The sequence below is a fragment of the Planococcus sp. CAU13 genome (genome assembly GCF_000775575.1).
Taxonomy (GTDB): domain Bacteria; phylum Bacillota; class Bacilli; order Bacillales_A; family Planococcaceae; genus Planococcus.
Map to the genome: position 1 here is coordinate 1 of NZ_JRGN01000245.1, position 16,749 is coordinate 16,749.

Annotated in this window: 19 protein-coding genes and 1 riboswitch; of the genes, 4 read left to right on the forward strand and 15 right to left on the reverse strand. The window is 47.6% G+C overall.

Annotation, left to right across the window (positions count from 1 at the left end):
• Positions 1-440 (forward strand): hypothetical protein (locus KW93_RS17990; RefSeq protein WP_442956623.1); only part of this gene is annotated, 440 nt, incomplete at its 5' end.
• A 135-nt stretch (positions 441-575) separates the two neighbouring features.
• Here the strand turns inward: KW93_RS17990 and KW93_RS11720 are convergent.
• The 4 genes from KW93_RS11720 to KW93_RS11735 all read right to left on the reverse strand — a co-directional run bounded on the left by KW93_RS11720 (position 576) and on the right by KW93_RS11735 (position 3,435).
• A complete protein-coding gene (locus KW93_RS11720) occupies positions 576-1,229 on the reverse strand; it encodes a hypothetical protein (RefSeq protein WP_033543208.1) in 654 nt (217 codons plus the stop codon).
• Positions 1,216-1,785, reverse strand: coding sequence for a sigma-70 family RNA polymerase sigma factor (locus KW93_RS11725; protein WP_052131588.1), 570 nt, complete (start codon positions 1,783-1,785; stop codon positions 1,216-1,218). Before KW93_RS11725 ends, KW93_RS11720 begins: the two co-directional genes overlap by 14 nt.
• A 133-nt stretch (positions 1,786-1,918) precedes the next feature.
• Positions 1,919-3,109: a DUF2812 domain-containing protein gene (locus KW93_RS11730; protein ID WP_033543210.1), complete on the reverse strand. Its 1,191-nt coding sequence runs from the start codon at positions 3,107-3,109 to the stop codon at positions 1,919-1,921.
• The gene (locus KW93_RS11735; RefSeq protein ID WP_033543211.1) at positions 3,106-3,435 is read right to left on the reverse strand and encodes a PadR family transcriptional regulator; all 330 of its coding nucleotides are present in this window, start codon (positions 3,433-3,435) and stop codon (positions 3,106-3,108) included. Before KW93_RS11735 ends, KW93_RS11730 begins: the two co-directional genes overlap by 4 nt.
• Positions 3,436-3,644: 209 nt before the next feature.
• On the opposite strand from KW93_RS11735, the gene KW93_RS11740 reads away from it, so the two are divergent.
• Positions 3,645-5,165, forward strand: a complete 1,521-nt coding sequence (locus KW93_RS11740) for a UDP-N-acetylmuramoyl-L-alanyl-D-glutamate--2,6-diaminopimelate ligase (protein ID WP_052131589.1) — start codon at positions 3,645-3,647, stop codon at positions 5,163-5,165.
• Positions 5,166-5,228: 63 nt separating this feature from the next.
• On the opposite strand, the gene KW93_RS11745 is transcribed toward KW93_RS11740, so the two are convergent.
• From KW93_RS11745 to KW93_RS11760, 4 genes are read right to left on the reverse strand one after another with little or no spacing between them, the layout of a single operon-like run.
• Positions 5,229-5,708, reverse strand: coding sequence for a flavodoxin domain-containing protein (locus KW93_RS11745; protein ID WP_235318410.1), 480 nt, complete (start codon positions 5,706-5,708; stop codon positions 5,229-5,231).
• Positions 5,698-6,744, reverse strand: coding sequence for a ribonucleotide-diphosphate reductase subunit beta (locus tag KW93_RS11750; RefSeq protein WP_033543213.1), 1,047 nt, complete (start codon positions 6,742-6,744; stop codon positions 5,698-5,700). The genes KW93_RS11745 and KW93_RS11750 overlap by 11 nt, the downstream gene beginning before the upstream one ends.
• A 13-nt stretch (positions 6,745-6,757) precedes the next feature.
• Complete coding sequence (locus KW93_RS11755) at positions 6,758-9,040, reverse strand: ribonucleoside-diphosphate reductase subunit alpha (RefSeq protein ID WP_033543214.1); 2,283 nt, start codon at positions 9,038-9,040, stop codon at positions 6,758-6,760.
• Position 9,041: 1 nt separating this feature from the next.
• Positions 9,042-9,527: an acyl-CoA thioesterase gene (locus KW93_RS11760; protein ID WP_033543222.1), complete on the reverse strand. Its 486-nt coding sequence runs from the start codon at positions 9,525-9,527 to the stop codon at positions 9,042-9,044.
• Positions 9,528-9,688: 161 nt separating this feature from the next.
• A riboswitch (cobalamin riboswitch) is annotated at positions 9,689-9,865 on the reverse strand.
• 386 nt (positions 9,866-10,251) lie between these two features.
• On the opposite strand from KW93_RS11760, the gene KW93_RS11765 reads away from it, so the two are divergent.
• Both KW93_RS11765 and KW93_RS17630 read left to right on the forward strand, forming a co-directional pair.
• Positions 10,252-11,565, forward strand: a complete 1,314-nt coding sequence (locus KW93_RS11765) for an MFS transporter (RefSeq protein ID WP_052131590.1) — start codon at positions 10,252-10,254, stop codon at positions 11,563-11,565.
• A 110-nt stretch (positions 11,566-11,675) separates the two neighbouring features.
• Positions 11,676-11,849 (forward strand): hypothetical protein, encoded by a 174-nt coding sequence (locus tag KW93_RS17630; protein WP_162835047.1) that lies wholly within the window; start codon positions 11,676-11,678, stop codon positions 11,847-11,849.
• 103 nt (positions 11,850-11,952) lie between these two features.
• On the opposite strand, the gene KW93_RS11770 is transcribed toward KW93_RS17630, so the two are convergent.
• From KW93_RS11770 to KW93_RS11800, 7 genes are all read right to left on the reverse strand, one after another.
• Complete coding sequence (locus KW93_RS11770) at positions 11,953-12,387, reverse strand: hypothetical protein (protein ID WP_033543215.1); 435 nt, start codon at positions 12,385-12,387, stop codon at positions 11,953-11,955.
• Between the two features lie 71 nt (positions 12,388-12,458).
• On the reverse strand, positions 12,459-12,755 hold the full coding sequence (locus tag KW93_RS11775) for a MarR family transcriptional regulator (RefSeq protein WP_052131591.1): 297 nt from the start codon (positions 12,753-12,755) through the stop codon (positions 12,459-12,461).
• Positions 12,756-12,978: 223 nt separating this feature from the next.
• The gene (locus KW93_RS11780) at positions 12,979-14,040 is read right to left on the reverse strand and encodes a copper resistance D family protein (protein WP_033543216.1); all 1,062 of its coding nucleotides are present in this window, start codon (positions 14,038-14,040) and stop codon (positions 12,979-12,981) included.
• Positions 14,037-14,591, reverse strand: coding sequence for a copper resistance CopC family protein (locus KW93_RS11785; RefSeq protein ID WP_033543217.1), 555 nt, complete (start codon positions 14,589-14,591; stop codon positions 14,037-14,039). The genes KW93_RS11780 and KW93_RS11785 overlap by 4 nt, the downstream gene beginning before the upstream one ends.
• Before the next feature lie 149 nt (positions 14,592-14,740).
• Positions 14,741-15,409, reverse strand: a complete 669-nt coding sequence (locus KW93_RS11790) for an HAD family hydrolase (protein ID WP_033543218.1) — start codon at positions 15,407-15,409, stop codon at positions 14,741-14,743.
• Between the two features lie 147 nt (positions 15,410-15,556).
• Positions 15,557-16,087: a DinB family protein gene (locus KW93_RS11795; protein ID WP_033543219.1), complete on the reverse strand. Its 531-nt coding sequence runs from the start codon at positions 16,085-16,087 to the stop codon at positions 15,557-15,559.
• A 128-nt stretch (positions 16,088-16,215) separates the two neighbouring features.
• Positions 16,216-16,749, reverse strand: a 534-nt coding sequence (locus KW93_RS11800) for a metal ABC transporter solute-binding protein, Zn/Mn family (RefSeq protein WP_033543220.1), incomplete at its 5' end; no start/stop codon positions are given.

A 16,749-nucleotide genomic window follows, 5' to 3' on the forward strand; every position in this document is an offset into this window, starting at 1 on the left:
CTCTTTCCGCGCATACTCACTCGTCTCCCGCGCATAAAGGTCCGTTTTCCGCGCATAAAACCTCCTCTCCCGCCCATAAACTCCCGTTTCCCGCGCACAACCAAATGTTCATCGGCTGTTTTTTAAAATTTTTGGTTGTCGTAGGCATCCGTCCTGTTCAAGCGCTCAGGCCTCAATGTTTTTCCGAACAGCAGGTAGAGGATAAAGCCGAGAACCGGCAGAAAGAAAAGAATGAGGATCCACGCCCATGCCGAAGTGGCCGTTTCCGTTCGAAAAATAATACGAGTATAACCAGCACCACATTAATGAGGACAAAAATATTACTGACCGTGCTCCACCACTCAAATGGAATTGTAATCCCTCCCTGCTTTCCGGCTTCTGTTTATTGGTTTGACCAGAATCCTTTTAGTAATCCCTTACCCTCACTCCACTTAATATAACTGGGCTTTCCCGTTTTTATTCATGAAAACACAGAAATCCGCCACAATAAAAAAAGCAGCGGCCTGGAAGCTCCATTCCAGTCCACTGCTTCAACACAGTCTCTTCTCTTTTTCCCAAAAGATTATCAATGAAAATTACTCGCCACTTTCAAAAACCCCGTTCGACCGGCCAATCTGGAAGACATTCTCCCCCTTGATTTTATTCAAGTAACCGGTCAGGTCCATATCCTCGCTATCGACGTCCACTTGTTCGCTGTCAAAGATGCCACTCGGCAATTCCATTTCAAAGCGTCGCGTTTCGCCCGGGTAGATGTTGTTGAGGCGCGACTCCGCCTTGAATGTGTTCCCCCGGTAGCCGTCCACCATTTTAATCGGATGGCTCATTGCAAAAACTGCATCGACCAGATGATGTTCCGATCCGTTGACGAGTTCAATCGTATAGAGACGGCTTGTGTCATCCAGCTGCTCTTCTTTTACAATCGTAAAATCGATTCCTTCGAGGTCTTCGGTAGTATATCCCATGTCAGCGCCGTTCGCCGGCATCATATAATCCGTATCGGGACCCGCATTCAGCAAGCCCGTATCGTTCGCATAGATGAATCCAAGGAATAAAAACAAAGTCACTGCAGATGCCAGCACTGTCCAGTAAACCGGCTGGAAACGGCTGGCGCGTGTTTTGCTGCCGGATGTTTTACGCCGGATGGCCATTTTTTCTTCCTGCGTAAACCGCACATTATCATTGGCCACGCCTTTTAATTTTGCTGAAATCTCCCGATCAAAATGATCCATTATTGCCGGCACCCCTCTCAACTTTCTCCTGCAGTGCCTGCTTGCCCCGCAGCAATCGCGATTTTACTGTATTGATGTTGATTTCCAGTACATCGGAAATCTCCTGCATCGTCAATTCCTGATAATAGTATAGAATAAGGACTTCTTTGTATTTTCCCGGCAGTGCCGCGAGTTGTGCTGCCACTTCTTTGGCCGTTTCTTCCCCTATCAGTTCCTCTTCTGCGGAGTTGCCTTTACTGAGCAATTTTACAGCCGGTTTATAGACGAGGTTCCGGATGCTCCAGAGCCGGTGGTGATCCTTGCATTTATTGATCGTCATGCGGGTCAGCCAAGTTTTATAGCTGGCTTCATGACGGAATTTGGACAAATTCTTAAAAGCGCTGATAAATACTTCCTGGATGATGTCTTCACATTCCGCCCGGTCGTGAACATACAAAAACGCAATTCTTTTCATTTCTGCGCCGTACTGCTGCATCAGACTTTCCAGCACTTCATGCTCGTCCGCAGTTTCCCGCCACAGTTCTCTATTCGCCTCTCCGGCTCCCGATGTTTCCATAGGCTTCAGCAACTCCCTTCATAAATTAGACGGATGGCCGAACCGTTTTGACCCATTTATTTTTATTATAAATGAAAAATCACAGAAGGCGATTTCCGTCTTCTGTGATTTCCCATCTATATTCCTGTGACTTTTAACTTTCCAGCGATAACGTCTGTTTCCTCAAACGGCCATAATACGCCCAGATCCGGAAGATGATTGTGCCGAAAATTGAAAGGGCAATGATGAACAAAATGGGGCTGTTCCATGACAGCCAATCCAGAATTGTATCTGCTCGGTTTATATTGCCAATGATGAAATAAATATAAAAAGCCACAAACGGAGAGAATATTGCCGTGTACGTAATCGCAATCCGTTTCGCATGCTTCAGGCGGCTGCTTTGATCGCTGTACAGCTGCGGCCGCTTTTCATCCTCTTCGTACGATTTACTCCAGATTGTCCACTTCTCCAAATTCGAGAAAGAAGTAAACTTCTCGCTCCAGCCCGCTTCCCGGTGAATCGCAAAATAACTTTCGGTCGGTCCGCTTTGGTAATCCACCCGGTATGCGATTTTCCGAGGTTCGCCTTTTATGAAATGAAAGATAATACCGATTTTATTGACCCGGTAGAGGTTAAATCCACTCTGTTCCATCGCTTCCAGCCATTGCTCCGTCTTATCAGGCGAATACATCCAGCTTGGCTTCACTTTTTTCACCAAACGGCCCGCTCGTTTTAATTCCTTTTCAGTTTGTTTGTCAAAGTGTTCATCGGTAGAAGGCACTTTTAAGTTATTCGTCCCTTCAAGCTCACTATTTGTTCGCCTGATTTTGATAACCGAGTAAATGCCCAAAATCACACTGGCCAACACGAAGGTCATGAACAGATACGTCACTATCCACATCGGACTTTCTTCTACATTACTGCCGCCCTCCAGTACCCAGGCAGAAAACATGGATGCAGTAAATGACAACAGTATCACACCGAAATAAAAGATCATCGCGTATAGTCCATAACTGATGAAGCGGTTATGCCTGACAATCCCGTCCCGCACAGGCGAAGTCCGAATGGCCGATTCGGGTTGTCTGTTCGAGATGAATTCCCATTTACCTGCAGCTCCAGCCTTTTCCCAGCCTTCCGTCTGCAGCATTTTCGGCAATACAGATGAAGTCAGCTTATTGTAAGCAATGCGGTAAACACGCGCTTCCGGCTCTCGCTCCTGAAAATAGAAGCAGCGCGTCCAGCGGTTCAGCTTTTCAAAGATCAACCCTTGTCCCGCCATTTCTGACAGCCACTCTTCTGTTTTTGGCACATCGTAACTCCAAAACGGCCTATGCACTTTTTTCATCTGAACCCCTCCTCAAACGCAATTGCATTGTGATGCACTTCTTTAATTCTCATGATTTCCGCCTGCATCACTTCTTTGCCGGCATCCGTGATTTCATAAACGGTCTTCCGATGTTCGTCAGAAAATACCGTAATCACGCCGTCCTTCTGCATTTTGGTCAAGGTACCGTAAATCGTACCGGATCCCAGGCTCAACCGGCCGGCTGTAATTTCCTCGACATGCTTGATAATGCCGTAGCCATGCCGGGGCTCAGTTAATGACAATAAAATATAAAAAGCCGTCTCAGTCATCGGCACATATTTTTTCAGCAACTTTTGAATTTCCACTGGAAACCCTCTTCTTGTTATGTCGTACCTCGACTATATCACGACGTGACATAACGGTAAAGCTTTTTTCTTATAGAAAAGTTTAAATTTCCTTCAAATCAGATATAGTAAGTAACAGGTTTTTCTTTTCTTCACTGTCACTGACAGCTTCCTGAAACCCCGCTATAAAAGTTTCTTCGATAAAATTATTTGTGAAAGAAGGCGGCATTTTGAAAACAGCCCAATTACTCGAGCTGATAAAGATAAAAACCATCAATGGCCCCGTGCCTCTCGCAGTTACAGGCATTCAAATGGATTCAAGAAAAATAAAACCCGGCAATATCTTCGTCTGCATTACCGGAACCAGGGTGGATGGCCATGATTTCATCGGGGAAGCCGTTCAGCGCGGAGCTTCGCTGATTATTGCCGAAAAGAAATTGCCCCTTGATTCTGAAACCGTTTGTTCTGTTTTGGTAAAACACCCGGCTAAAGTGATGGCCCGGCTGGTCAATCACTTTTATGAAAATCCCGCTGCCAAACTGTGCACAATCGGCGTTACCGGTACGAACGGCAAGACGACTGTTTCGCATATGATTTATGAAGTACTGGAATTGGCAGGTCATAAATCCGCTGTCGGCGGCACGCTTGGATTTCGCATGAATGGCAGTTCCACTCCAACTGTAAATACCACCAGTGATGTGATCCTCAACATGGAAATGCTTCAAACCGCCGTCGATAATGATTGCACAGCCATGACGATGGAAGTTTCTTCACAGGGTATCGTCAGCGGAAGAGTCTGGGGAATCGACTTTGATATCGCTGTTTTCACCAACTTGACCCATGATCACTTGGATTTTCATCAAACGATGGAGAGATACGGTTATGCAAAAGGTTTGCTATTCGCCCAGCTTGGCCAGAATCTGCGCAAAGAGAAGTATGCGATATTGAATGCCGACGATCCGTGGGCTGAAAGATTTTCTGAAATGACCCCTTTTGAAACCATCAGTTACGGTTTGTCACCTTCGGCAGATTTCCATGCAAGCCATATTGTCTACGGGGAACATGGAACCACTTTTCTTCTGCATTCACCGGAAGGCGTACACCGGCTGTCAACTTCCTTTATCGGGGACTTTAACGTTTACAATAGTTTAGCTGCGATATCTGCTCTGTACGCATATGGTTTGGCTCTTTCTGGGATTCTGCAACACTTGCCGGATGTCCAGCCTGTAGCGGGCAGAATGGAAAAAATCTCCCACCCTGACGGCCCCACTGTTTATATCGATTATGCCCATACTCCCGACGCCATCGAAAAAGCGATCAACAGTATAATGCCATTTAAAAAATCCCGCCTGATCGTCCTGATCGGCAGCGGGAATTACCGCGACCGCCTTAAACGGCCCATTATGGCTGAAAAAGCTTCCGCTGCAGACTTCGTTATCATTACGACAAACAATCCGGGAAAAGAACCCGTCGACACCATCCTTTCCGATTTTCAAAAAGGGATGCTGCATGAACAGTACACATTAATCGGTGACCGCAGAGAGGCAGTCCGGCTGGCTGTGGGACAGGCGGACAAAGATGACATTGTCCTGCTGACGGACAAAGGGCATGAAACTTCGTTGCTGATAGGCGATGAATCTATTTCTTACAGCGATAAAGATACCGCCCTTGAACAGCTTCTTGCCACCCACTCGAAATCAGCGGCTCCTTCGATTCCATACACATCATGCGATGGCTCCGGCAAACCATGAATTCCAATTAAAAAAATCCGGACGATGGATCGTCCGGATTTTTTCTATTCCAATTTCTCTTTTTCAGCGACTTCTCCCGTGCACCGTTACATCCCCTGCTTCGATTCTGCTGATGACCGCGTCGACAAATTTCAAGCACCGCGCGACGTCTTTCTCTTCCGGCCGCAATTCCACTTTCAGCACCGCCGAAAGTTGGGTCTGTACGAACAGCATGTCACGGAACCGGTCAACCGCTCCGCAGAATTCGGCAAAGAAACTGTCGCCCGTGCCGAACACTGCCGTTACGAGATGCTTGCTCGGGGATGCCTCAAAATGCCGGTAGACGGCCTGCATCCCATAAGGAATTTCTCCGCTGCCCCACGTATATGTGCCGACCAGTACGGCATCGAAGGAACTGATATCCGTTTCGCAAAACTGTTCCGGCGTAAATACACGGACATCCAAACCCCTCTCCCTTGTACAGTCCAGGAGCATGCCTGCCAGTTCCGCCGTGTTGCCGGTGATGGAACTGTAGACAATAGCGATTTTAGGATTACAATTCATCAAACCCATTGGACTGCGAGACTTTCGAATACGTGCGGGATTTCTGTTCAAAGAAGTCCGATTTCGTGCCGTTCATCATATCATCGCCGAATACCTGGATCCATGGCATCGGATTGCTGCGCTCTTCGTAGAGGTTTTCCATGCCCAGCTGGCGCAGTCGTTTATTCGCAAGGTATTCGACGTAATCGCCGAACTCGTCCAAATCGAGCCCTTCGATATCCCCCAGGATATACGTGGCCCATTCCTTTTCAAGCTGCACCGCCTGATCCACCGTCCGGTAAATATAATCGATATTCTCTTCATTGTTGAGCTCGGGGTTCTCCGTCAACAGGATCCGGACGAACTGACCGATAAAGTAAGCGTGCTGCATCTCGTCACGCTGGATATAGCTGATCATCGTGCTCGTTTTCAGCATTTTCTGCTGGCGCGCCAGGTGATAGAAGAATGCGAAACCGGCGTAGAAATAAATGCCTTCAAGGTTGATTGAGTTGATGCCCAGCTGGAACAGGGTCTGCGGAGTCGGATTCTGGCGGAATTCCTCATAGGCACCCAGGATCAAGTCATTGCGCTTCCGCACGACCGGATCGCTTTTTGCCTGATTAAAGCGCGCATTTTGCTCCGCCACTGACACAAGCGAACTCAGGATATAGGAATATGATTCGTTATGGACCGCCTCCTGCTGGGCAATTACCGCAAAAATCGCCTTGAAACTTGAATCCGTAACGTAATCCATCGCCATCGTCATCGTTGGCGTCTGCAGGCTGTCGAGCGATGCCAACTGAGTATTGATCCGAAGGAAAACATCGCGCTCGGTGTCACTCAAGTGATCCCATTGCTTAATGTCGTCCTGCATATTGATCTCCTGCGCTTTCCAGAAGTTCGACAGCAGCGTCTGATACAGATCATACATCTGCGGATAGGCGATATCGTTCCAGTTCAATAGACCGGAAGATTTGCCATTCAGGATGCCTGTCGATTTATTTGGGTGCTCCGGATTGAGCAATTTGATCTTCGTTAAAGGTGTATCGATTGCCATCATAAGTCCTCCTTCAGCTTTGGCACGCTTCGCATTCTTCGATTTCTGCCTGTGAAGTGCTGCGTACATAATAAGTCGTTTTCAATCCCTGCTGCCACGCTTCCAGATGGAGCTCGAGCAATTCCTTCGCTTTCACTGTATGCGGCACATACAGATTGAAGCTGATTGCCTGGTCGATATGACGCTGTCTCGCCGCATTCTGGCGGATGCTCCATTTCTGGTCCAGCACATGGCGGGCCCGGCGGTAATAATCATAGGTGTGGTGATCAAGGTCCGGTGCCGTCACTTTGAATTTGAAGTTCTTCTTCTCTTCCGCGTATTCCACGGCATAGAGCGGATCGATGCCGTCTGTGGAGCCGCCGATTTTTGCGGTCGATGAGTTCGGTGCAACAGCCATCATCCAGCCGTTGCGAACACCGTTCTCTGTAACTTCCTCTTGCAGCTCCTGCCATTTTTCACCTTCATAGCCTTTACGGCTGAAATATTCACCCGTCTGCCATTCCGAACCGGCAAATTCACGGTAGCTGCCTTTTTCTTTCGCCAATTCCATGGAAGAACGAATTGAGTGATAGGCAATTTCTTCGTATAAGCTGTCCGCGTATTCCACTGCTTTTTCCGTTTCCCAGTGGATGCCTTCAAGCGCCAAAAGATGATGCCAGCCGAACGTCCCCAAACCAACGGCGCGATATTTTTTATTCGTGGCATCGGCCTGCCCTACTGAAATCGTGTTCAAATCGATTACATTATCGAGCATACGCATCTGGATCGGGATCAGCCGCTCCAGCACATCCGCTTTCACCGCGCGCGGCAAATTGATCGATGACAGGTTGCAGACGACGAAGTCGCCTGGCTTGCGGATCATGACGAGATTGCCGTCCGCGTCGGTGTATTCTTTGACGATTGTCGTAGCCGACATATTCTGCATGATTTCTGTACAGAGGTTACTGCAGTAAATCGACGTCAGCCCGCGGCCTCGCAGATGCTTGTTCGGATTCTGGCGGTTGACCTCGTCACGGTAGAACATATACGGCGTACCCGTTTCCAGCTGCGACACCATGATGCGCGCCATGATATCCATTGCCCGGTACGTCTTCCGCGGCAATAAAGGATTTGCGACCGCCTCTTCATATTTCTCACTGAAATAAGCGTGGTCCGTTTCATCATAAAAATCTTCCAGTCCGAGCGCATTGCCGGCTGCATCTTTCCAGCCCATCACCTTTTTCACCTGATGTGGACAGAACGTATTCCATTCTCCGATGCTGCGGCCGTTTTCATCCGTTTCCTTCAATTTTTCCATAAATAGATCCGGAATCGAAACGCCCGTGAAAATATCGTGCGCTTTACGGCGCTCATCGCCGTTATTCGTTTTCAGATCCAGGAAGCCGTTCATGATGTCCTTATGGAAAACGTCCAGGTAAACTGCCACCGCTCCCTGCCGCTGACCGAGCTGATCGACGCTGACCGCCGTATCGTTGACGAGGCGGATCCACGGAATGACTCCAGAAGAATTGCCTTTGAATTTCTTGATATCCGATCCGAGTGCACGCACTTTGCCGTAATAGATGCCAAGCCCGCCGCCGTCTTTGCTGAGCCGCGCAATATCCCAGTTGTTCAGGTAGATGCCGTCCAGTGAATCGTCCACCGTGTCGATAAAGCAGGAAGACAATTGCCCAAAACTTTTGCCCGCATTGGATAAAGTCGGCGTCGCCACCGTCATATACAAATTACTCATCGCCCAATACGCTTCACGCACAAGTTCCGTCCGCTTGGCAGCCGGTTCGTTCTGCATGAGTGCCATGGCGATGATCAAAAAGCGCTCCTGCGGCAATTCATGGAGATTGCCTTCATAATCCTTCGCCAGATAACGGTCCCCCAGTAAAAACAAACCGATGTAATTAAATAACAGATCGCGCTCCGGATCGATGACTTCACCAAGTTCCCGGATTTCCGCTTCCGAATAAGCGCTCAGCAGTTCATCCGAATAAATGCCGATCTGTGAAAGTTTCTTCACCAGACTGTAGAAGTCCCCGTATTTTTCTTCGGCACGGTAGCCGCGGCTCGCTGCCGCCTGCCGGTACAACTCGCTGCAATAAAGTTCAGCTGCCAGGAATGTCCACTTCGGTTCGTCCATCGAAATGCGGTTCAGCGCATACAGCATGGATTGTTCCGTGTCGATCTTGCCATCAAGCTCTCCGATTTTATTGCGTAATGACGTGGTATCAAGTCCGTGAAGTTGCTCAGCACGCTCCAGCGCTTTTTCTACTGCATCCATTTCTGTTGAGATCCCTGTTTTCATATCAGACCAGCTCCTTTGCGAATTCGTTCAGTTTCATGCGGCGTTCTTTTCTCGCCTGCGCGTTTTCAAACAGTTTCTTTTCTTTTTCCGTTTCCGGAATTACACCCGGCACCGGTGTCGGCTTGCTGTTCGCGTCCACTGCCACCATCGTCAAAATGGCGGTTGTCGTAAGGGTCCGTTCACGTGTTTCAATGTCCTGGCATTCCGCTTTCACATACACTTCCATCGAAGTCCGTCCGGTTGAAATGACGACGCCTTCCAAAATGAGTACATTGCCGATCCGCGCCGATGACAGGAAATTGACCGTATCGATCGACGCCGTCACCACTACTTTGCCGCTGTGCTTCATCGCTGTAATCGCTGCGATTTCATCGATATAGGCGAGCACTGTTCCGCCGAAAATCGTCCCCATGTGATTGGTGTCCGGCGGCAGCACCAGCCTCGTCTGAACCGTCCGTGATATACCTGCCGAGATCTGTTGCCCCATCATCTTTTCCACCCCTTCGAATAAAAAACAAAACACAGAAAAACCCATCTTCTCACGTGAGAGGATGGGTTGGATAAACGCAGCATCAAAGGGTACAACTGCAGAAAAATGTGCTGTTCCCGTTAAGACCATCGTTACACCCCCCAGCTCCCGGAGAAGGCAATTAACAGTTAACGAAGGCAGGTCTCCTGGCTTGTGCGTCATCCTCTGCTATGGCCTTCCCATCTTTCGACAGTGGTTTCCATAGCTCGTCAGCACTTACAGTTGCGGGTACAGCGCCGGTATTTCACCGGCTTCCCTATTAAGCCTTTTCAGGCACCTTTGTTATCGGTTTTTACTATATATTGTGTTTTCTTATGTACTATACACTAAATATTGTATTTCTAAACTATATAACAGTGAATGTTTTTTGGCAAGTTCGATTCATATTAAGTTTTTGCCCATTTAAAAATACGAAAGTCCATACAATTAAACTACAGTAAACCAGAGAAATATTAAAGCATTTAATGATTATCCGAACATAGCAATTTTCAGATAGATTTCATTTTCATTACTGCAGTCTCATCTGCTTTATTTAAAAATTAATTATGCTATGATAAGAATTTGATATTAAACTATGTAGAAATTTGCTTTTTGAATTGTATGGGTGACTGGCACCGTAATAGCTGCCCCGATTAACTCAGTATTTTGGAACTACACTATAAATGGAGATGCAATTACAAGTATGAAATCTTTCACCAATAACAACTTCCACTATGGCTGGGTAATCGTTGCAATTGCGGCTTTATCCCAGTTCTTCGCAGGCCCCGGACAAACTTTTTCCAATGCGATTTTCATCGATTATTATATAGAGGATTTTGGCTGGAGCCGTTCAACGGTGTCTGGCATATATTCTGGCGCCACATTGGCGGCAGGTTTTTTGCTGTTTTTTGTCGGCCGTCTGATTGACCGCAACGGTTCACGGAAGATGGCAGTAATCGTATCTGCACTGCTGGCGGCTGCATGCCTGTTCAATAGTTTTGTAACCAGTTTGCTTATGCTGTTCATCGGCTTTTTCTTTATCCGATTATTGGGGCAGGGGTCGATGGCATTGATTTCGAATTCACTCATCCCCCAATGGTTTGTGAAAAAGAGAGGGCGCGCGCTGAGCATCGCCGCGATTGGCGGATTGGTCAGTTCGGCGGCATTTCCGCTGTTGAATGTCTGGCTGATCGAGACATTCGGCTGGCGCATGTCGTGGATGGTGCTTGGCGCCATCATCATCGTGCTGTTCACGCCGCTCGCTCTGTTCCTGATCCGGAACTCGCCGGAGGAGGTCGGCTTGCTGCCGGACAACGGCTCAGCTGAACAGGCGGACAAACAAAAAAAGCGCAACGAAGAAGCAAGCTGGTCTGTCAGCGAAGCCTCTAAAACGCGTGCTTTCTGGCTGTTGATCGTGTGTGCCGCGATTCCCGGCATCGTCAATACCGGGCTGATCTTCCACCTTGTTTCCATCTTCAAAGAAAACTCCCTGTCGCTTGAAGCTGCTGCTGGAATTTTGAGTTTGACAGCGCTTATCGGGCTGCCGGTAACGTTCCTGACAGGTTTTCTCCTTGAAAGAGTGAAGGTGCAGTATATGCTGGTGGTAGTTTTTGCAAGTGAGATGTTGACGCTGGTCCTTTTACAAAATGCGAGTTTTATTGCGGCTGCCGTGGTTTTCGGATTGGTCTGGGGAGCCAGCATGGGGATGGAACGCATTGTCATGACTGTGGTTTGGCCCGACTATTTCGGCCGCAAACATATCGGCAGCATCAGCGGCATTTCAATGGCCGTTGTTGTGATCGGTTCTGCTCTTGGACCTCTGCCGCTCGGCGTTGCCTTTGACGTTTTCGGTGGCTACCAGCAAATTCTCTGGGCATTGCTCCTGTTTCCGGTAATTGGAATGGCCGCAGCTTTTATGGCGAATCCGCCGGTCAAAGAAATGGCATCAGGAATAGAACAAGCCAACGAACAGCCTGAATCCAACCGCGTACAACAGACTCCGATACTCAGCGAGTAAATCAGGACAAAAAGAAGCAGGGAGATTCCTTTTTTGGGATTTCCCTGTTTTTTGTTCCATTTACTGATATACTAATTGATAGAATTATCTGTAAAAAGGAGGTGGAAGAGATGTTATGGTTTTTTGGAATGGTCTTCGGACTCATCGGTTTTGCAGGTTTTATTGATTGGAGAAGGAAAAAGAACGACAATGAAGTTTTGAGGTCGATAAATTCGGGCGCCAAGCCAGGAGAAAGTTCCAATTACGAAATGGGCGGCCATGGGGATCGTTACGGTGGCAATTAATGCTCGGAATGTTCACTTGTACGCTCTTCAGGAAGATTGATGCCGCGGTCATGAATGTCCGCGGCAAGGACCCCTCTGACCAATCTTCTATGTATCCCGGCTGTCAATGCCTTTTGACAGCGGGTTTGACCTGATCCTCCACAGCGAAATCATAATCGTTTAATTTGCGTCTGCAGCCGTGGACCAGGTTCTTCGCCGATTCACGCAACGAAAAATAATGCTGGCGAATATGGGCATCGTTCTCCAGATCAATCGGAATTTTGATAATTTTTGCATATTCTTCCGTCCACCGGTTGAAGTAGCGGATCATTTCCTTGGAACGGTATGTTTCACCTTTCAAAGATTCCTTCAGCTCTTTTTTGTCATGCAGCAGCACCTCTTTGTCATGCCGCAATAATTGGAGCTCGCGCTTCAGCACCTGGATTTCCCAAAGCGCATTGCGGGCTATCTCCTGTTCACGTCCTTCCAATCCTTCCACAAATTCCGTAAAGGCACGTTCCCGGTAAAAGTGATTCGTTGCAGCTTCGGTACTTTTCATGAAGTTCACTTCCTTTCCGGTTCCGCCTTCCATCCAACAGGCAGAACAGTATTAGGGGTGCAGCATCTGGCTCACAGCTCCTGATGCAGTCCAATGATGCCGTTTCGGCGATAGATGAATTGCTTGTCCTCCAGCGTTTTCAGAACTTTTGTCAAAGCTGCATGTGACATATTCAAATCCACCGTGATTTCTTTGATCGTTTTGAACAGCACACCTTCTGAAGAACAATTGTTAAAGAAATAAACGATGAAAATTTCACCATTTCTTTTGCTCTTTTCATCTTCATTCATGAAGCAGTGCCTTGATTTTTTCAATAAATCCTTTTCTTCTATCCCCAGGTTGCTGTACACTGCAGAGTTGCTGACCATCTCTTCCACCTCCCATATATTTCAATAAACTTTTTTCTTCTTACATATTTACCCTTTAAATCCGTTATTAATCATATTTTTATTAGATTAATCAGAAAATAATATTTGTAATATATTTCTAATTATACTCAACCTCATTTATCCAATAAAAAAAGCCCCGAAAAACAGTTCCGGAGCGGTGTGAGCAATTATGGAATTGAAAAATTTATTATCTTTTATTCCCTTAGAAAGTTAAATTCATCATCAGGCCAATATAAACTGCCGCGACAAATATAAGGCCAGCCGTGCAGGACAGCCAAAGCGGAATTTTTCGGAAAAAACTCATAATCAGCAAGCCGATTGATATGGTCCCGATCAAAAGCAGCAGCAAACCATCGACTGACAGAGCAAATTGCGGCTCTACCGGCAACAATACTTTACCGCTCAGTAATTCAGCAAACGGTGCCGTCCCTTCCGTAAGGAGAGTGTTTGTGATTTCGTGCGGCGGCGCGAGTTTACTCATGATGGCGGTGAACAGAAACACCAAGCCGAGCATAAAAGTCTCAAGCTTCAGCAGGCGGCGTGAAGGCAGTTTTGTTTTATTGCCCAAGCCATTAAGAAAAGCTGCCGCCAATAAAGGCAGGATGCTGAGATGCTTCAAGAGCAGCATCTGGCCGTACGGCAGCACCCAGGAAGCCACATAATCTTCCGGTTTTGAAAACAGGAGCCAGATTGCGAAACCGCTCAGCAGGAGAATGGCTACCATGCCGAATGCAAAAGGCGTAAACCATTTCAGGAAGCTGCGCCAATTGGTGAGTTCCGTCGAAAACCAGGTGACGAGCAGCAGGACCCCCGCCCATAATGAGAGCGACAGGAAATGCAGCGTATGACTGAAGAGCCCCGGGAGAAAATCGACCGACGCCGCATGGCTCCCGAAACCGATATTGATGATGACCAGCAGGAACCAGAAAGCCTGGATCCATTTCGAACTGTTGACCGCCACCGCGCCAAACCAAAAAAATGCCAGAAACAGATTGAATGCAAGGCTCTGGCCGACACTGAATTCGCTGATGGCCATCCAAATGGCTGAACCGAAGTCCATGTTGTTCCTTAACAGCCCCGCCAACTGGATTGCCGGAGCTGCAGTCAGAATTGGAATGGACGCAACCGCCAGCAAAATCAGTGGCTTGGTGACGGCAACGGCCGGCTTTCGGTGCTCCGGCACAAATTGAAGAACAATGACCCCGGCCAAAAACGAAACGACCCCGTAAAGCAGAAGGTCAGAAACGATGGTGAGCCAAATCATTTTCTTCTGGCCAATACGAAGAACGTAATGGCAGTGACTGCCAGAATAGCGACGATGATGATAGTGACCCAGGAAGTACTTTCTTGTGCCGGTTCATCTGCGGAAGCCGCGTCTTGTTCTGCTTGTTCATCTGCAGGCTGAGCCGTTTCTTCTTCTGGCGCTGCTTCTTCAATTGTTTCCTCTGTTGCTTCCTCTTCGACAGCTTCTTCCGCCGCTACATTAAAAGCCAATGTACCGCTTACTTCATGGCTGTCCTGGCTGATGACGTTCCAGTCGACTGTGTAGGCGCCATTCGGAAGTGCATCGTTCAATTGGCCGACCAGTTCTGTGTCAGAAGCGCTGATATTGGCAATTTCGACTTCATTTCCTGATTCATCGGTGAGGGTCATATCGCCCTGAAGGATCGGCGTATCGAATTGGAATCGGATTTCCTGCGGCGACTCGCTGAGCGACTCCCCTTCAGCCGGCGTTGACGAAGTTAAGCCTGAATGGGCATGTGCTGATACAGGTAAAAACAATAATAGGATTGCGAGTGCGAATAATTTTTTCATAATGTATTCCTTTCTAAACGCATGGATTTATATTTCAAGCTTACCATGGCAGGCGCTGTAATTAATGTGTACAAATTTCTACGTTTTGGGCTTTGAAGGATTGGTTTCGGGCATCTATCTTACTGTTTCCTCTTTTTATCGCACAGTTTTCACCTGCTGCCTAATTTCTGGATCAGTCCTGGAATTTCATCAAGCCCATCGATTATAAAGTCGGCGTTGGCGGATTGCCAATGCGGATTGCGTTTCCATACACCAATCATGCCGGCCCGGGCGGACGCTTCCACATCATTCAGCGGATGGTCGCCGACAAAAATGGCCTGTTCCGCAGTCACGCCCAATCGCTCCAATGCTCTTTCAAATATCCGTTTATCGGGTTTTCGCAGCTCTTCTTTTTCGGAAATCAGGATGGCATCGAAATAATGTTCAATGCCCAGTGCCCTGAAATTGCCTGTTTGAAATTCTGTGTAGCCGTTGGTGATCATGCCGATCAGGATGTCATTATTTCTCAAATCCTCAAGCATGGGGATGAGATTCGAAAAAGGTGTACAGTAATCGGAAAAATAGGTGAGATAGTCCTCCAGCAAATGTTCCTTGGACATGCCTTGAATTTCAAATTCGTTGATTAATTGTTCGTAGACTTTATCTTTCCATACATACCCGTGCTTTTCGAGTTCGATAAAGCGCGATGTATATTCCAGCCGGTCGATATGACTCAGGACGCTGTTCAATCGTTCATGTTGGCCGGCGATGAACTTTTCGACGGATAGATCCCGGTCCAGCAGAGTTCCATCCAAATCAAAAATTACGGCTTTTACCATGGCTTTCCCCTTCTTCCATTGAATCAATTTGTTATGTAATTAATGATAGCTTACTCAGCATATGTCCCGAGTGGATAGAGTTGAAATAAAAATGTAACGCCGTGCTGCAACAAATGCAGCACGGCGCTTTTGGTCTGTGAATATTTCCTATCTTTTCACATTCAATATCCCAAGATACTGATGCCACGGACCAACATCCTGCCGATAACGTTCTGCCATTACGCGGCTGATCTGCGCGATATGGGTCAAATCATGGACGGTCCAGGTAGCAAGCAATTCGCGCAAAGTGACCGATCCAAATTCAGGATGCGTGCCGCGCCGGTCAAGATCTGTATCGGGATCGACCAGACTTCTCAATTTTTCGATATTCACTTTCCGGATTTCCTTGAAAGCAGCCAATTTCTGTTCCAATGTCGTTTCGACGTTTTTGTCCAGATGCGCAAATCGGTCGAACGGTGGGAACAGCCGGGTTTCGCCGTAGTTGAGCAGCGTTTCCACCCGAGGAATCCAGTCTTCTTTTTCCGCTTCGATCAAATGTCCGATCACTTCTTCCGCGTTCCACGTTCCGTCCCCTTCTTTGCACTGAGTCCAGCCATCCGGCATGCCGGACAGGAATATTTCGAGGCTGACCGGTGTACGTTCCAACAGCGCGATGGCTTCTTCAAATCGGAAATTGATGGAGACACCCCTTTCTTTTATAGGAAATCACAGGCCCACTCATATGACTCCATTTTAATATTCGGGTTGTCTGCCGGAATTCCTTCTGCATTAATGAGATCAGGCCAGGAAATTTATTTCCTGTTTTATTAGTTCAGGATTTTTTCCATCAGTTCCAGGTTTTTTCGCATCAATGAAAAATACGTTTCGTCCGCTTCAATTTCTTCCTGAGTCAATACGCTAAGGTTATGCAATTGTACGGCTTCCGCACCGATTTCCTTCTGAATCACTTCAGTCAGCCGGGAAGAAACATTTTGTTCGAAGGCGATGTATTGAATATTGAGTTCTTCCGCCTGTTTTACGATATTTACCAGTTCCTGTTGAGACGGTTCGTCCTGGCTGTTCAAGCCCGCAACTGACACCTGATCCAAGCCGTAGCGCTGCGCCAAATAACCGAATGCCGCGTGAGAGACAAAAAATGTTGTCTGTTCTGCCGTATCTGCCATCTCTTTGAAAGCGGTGTCCAGTTCCTGCAATTCTTCAACCAATTTTTCGTAATTCGCTTCGTACTCTTCCGCATTTTCAGCATCACGCTCGATCAATTCATCTTTTATGGCTTCAGCAAGCTGCTGGCTCAGCACCGGCGAAATCCAGACATGCGGATCGACATCGTGGCTGTGATC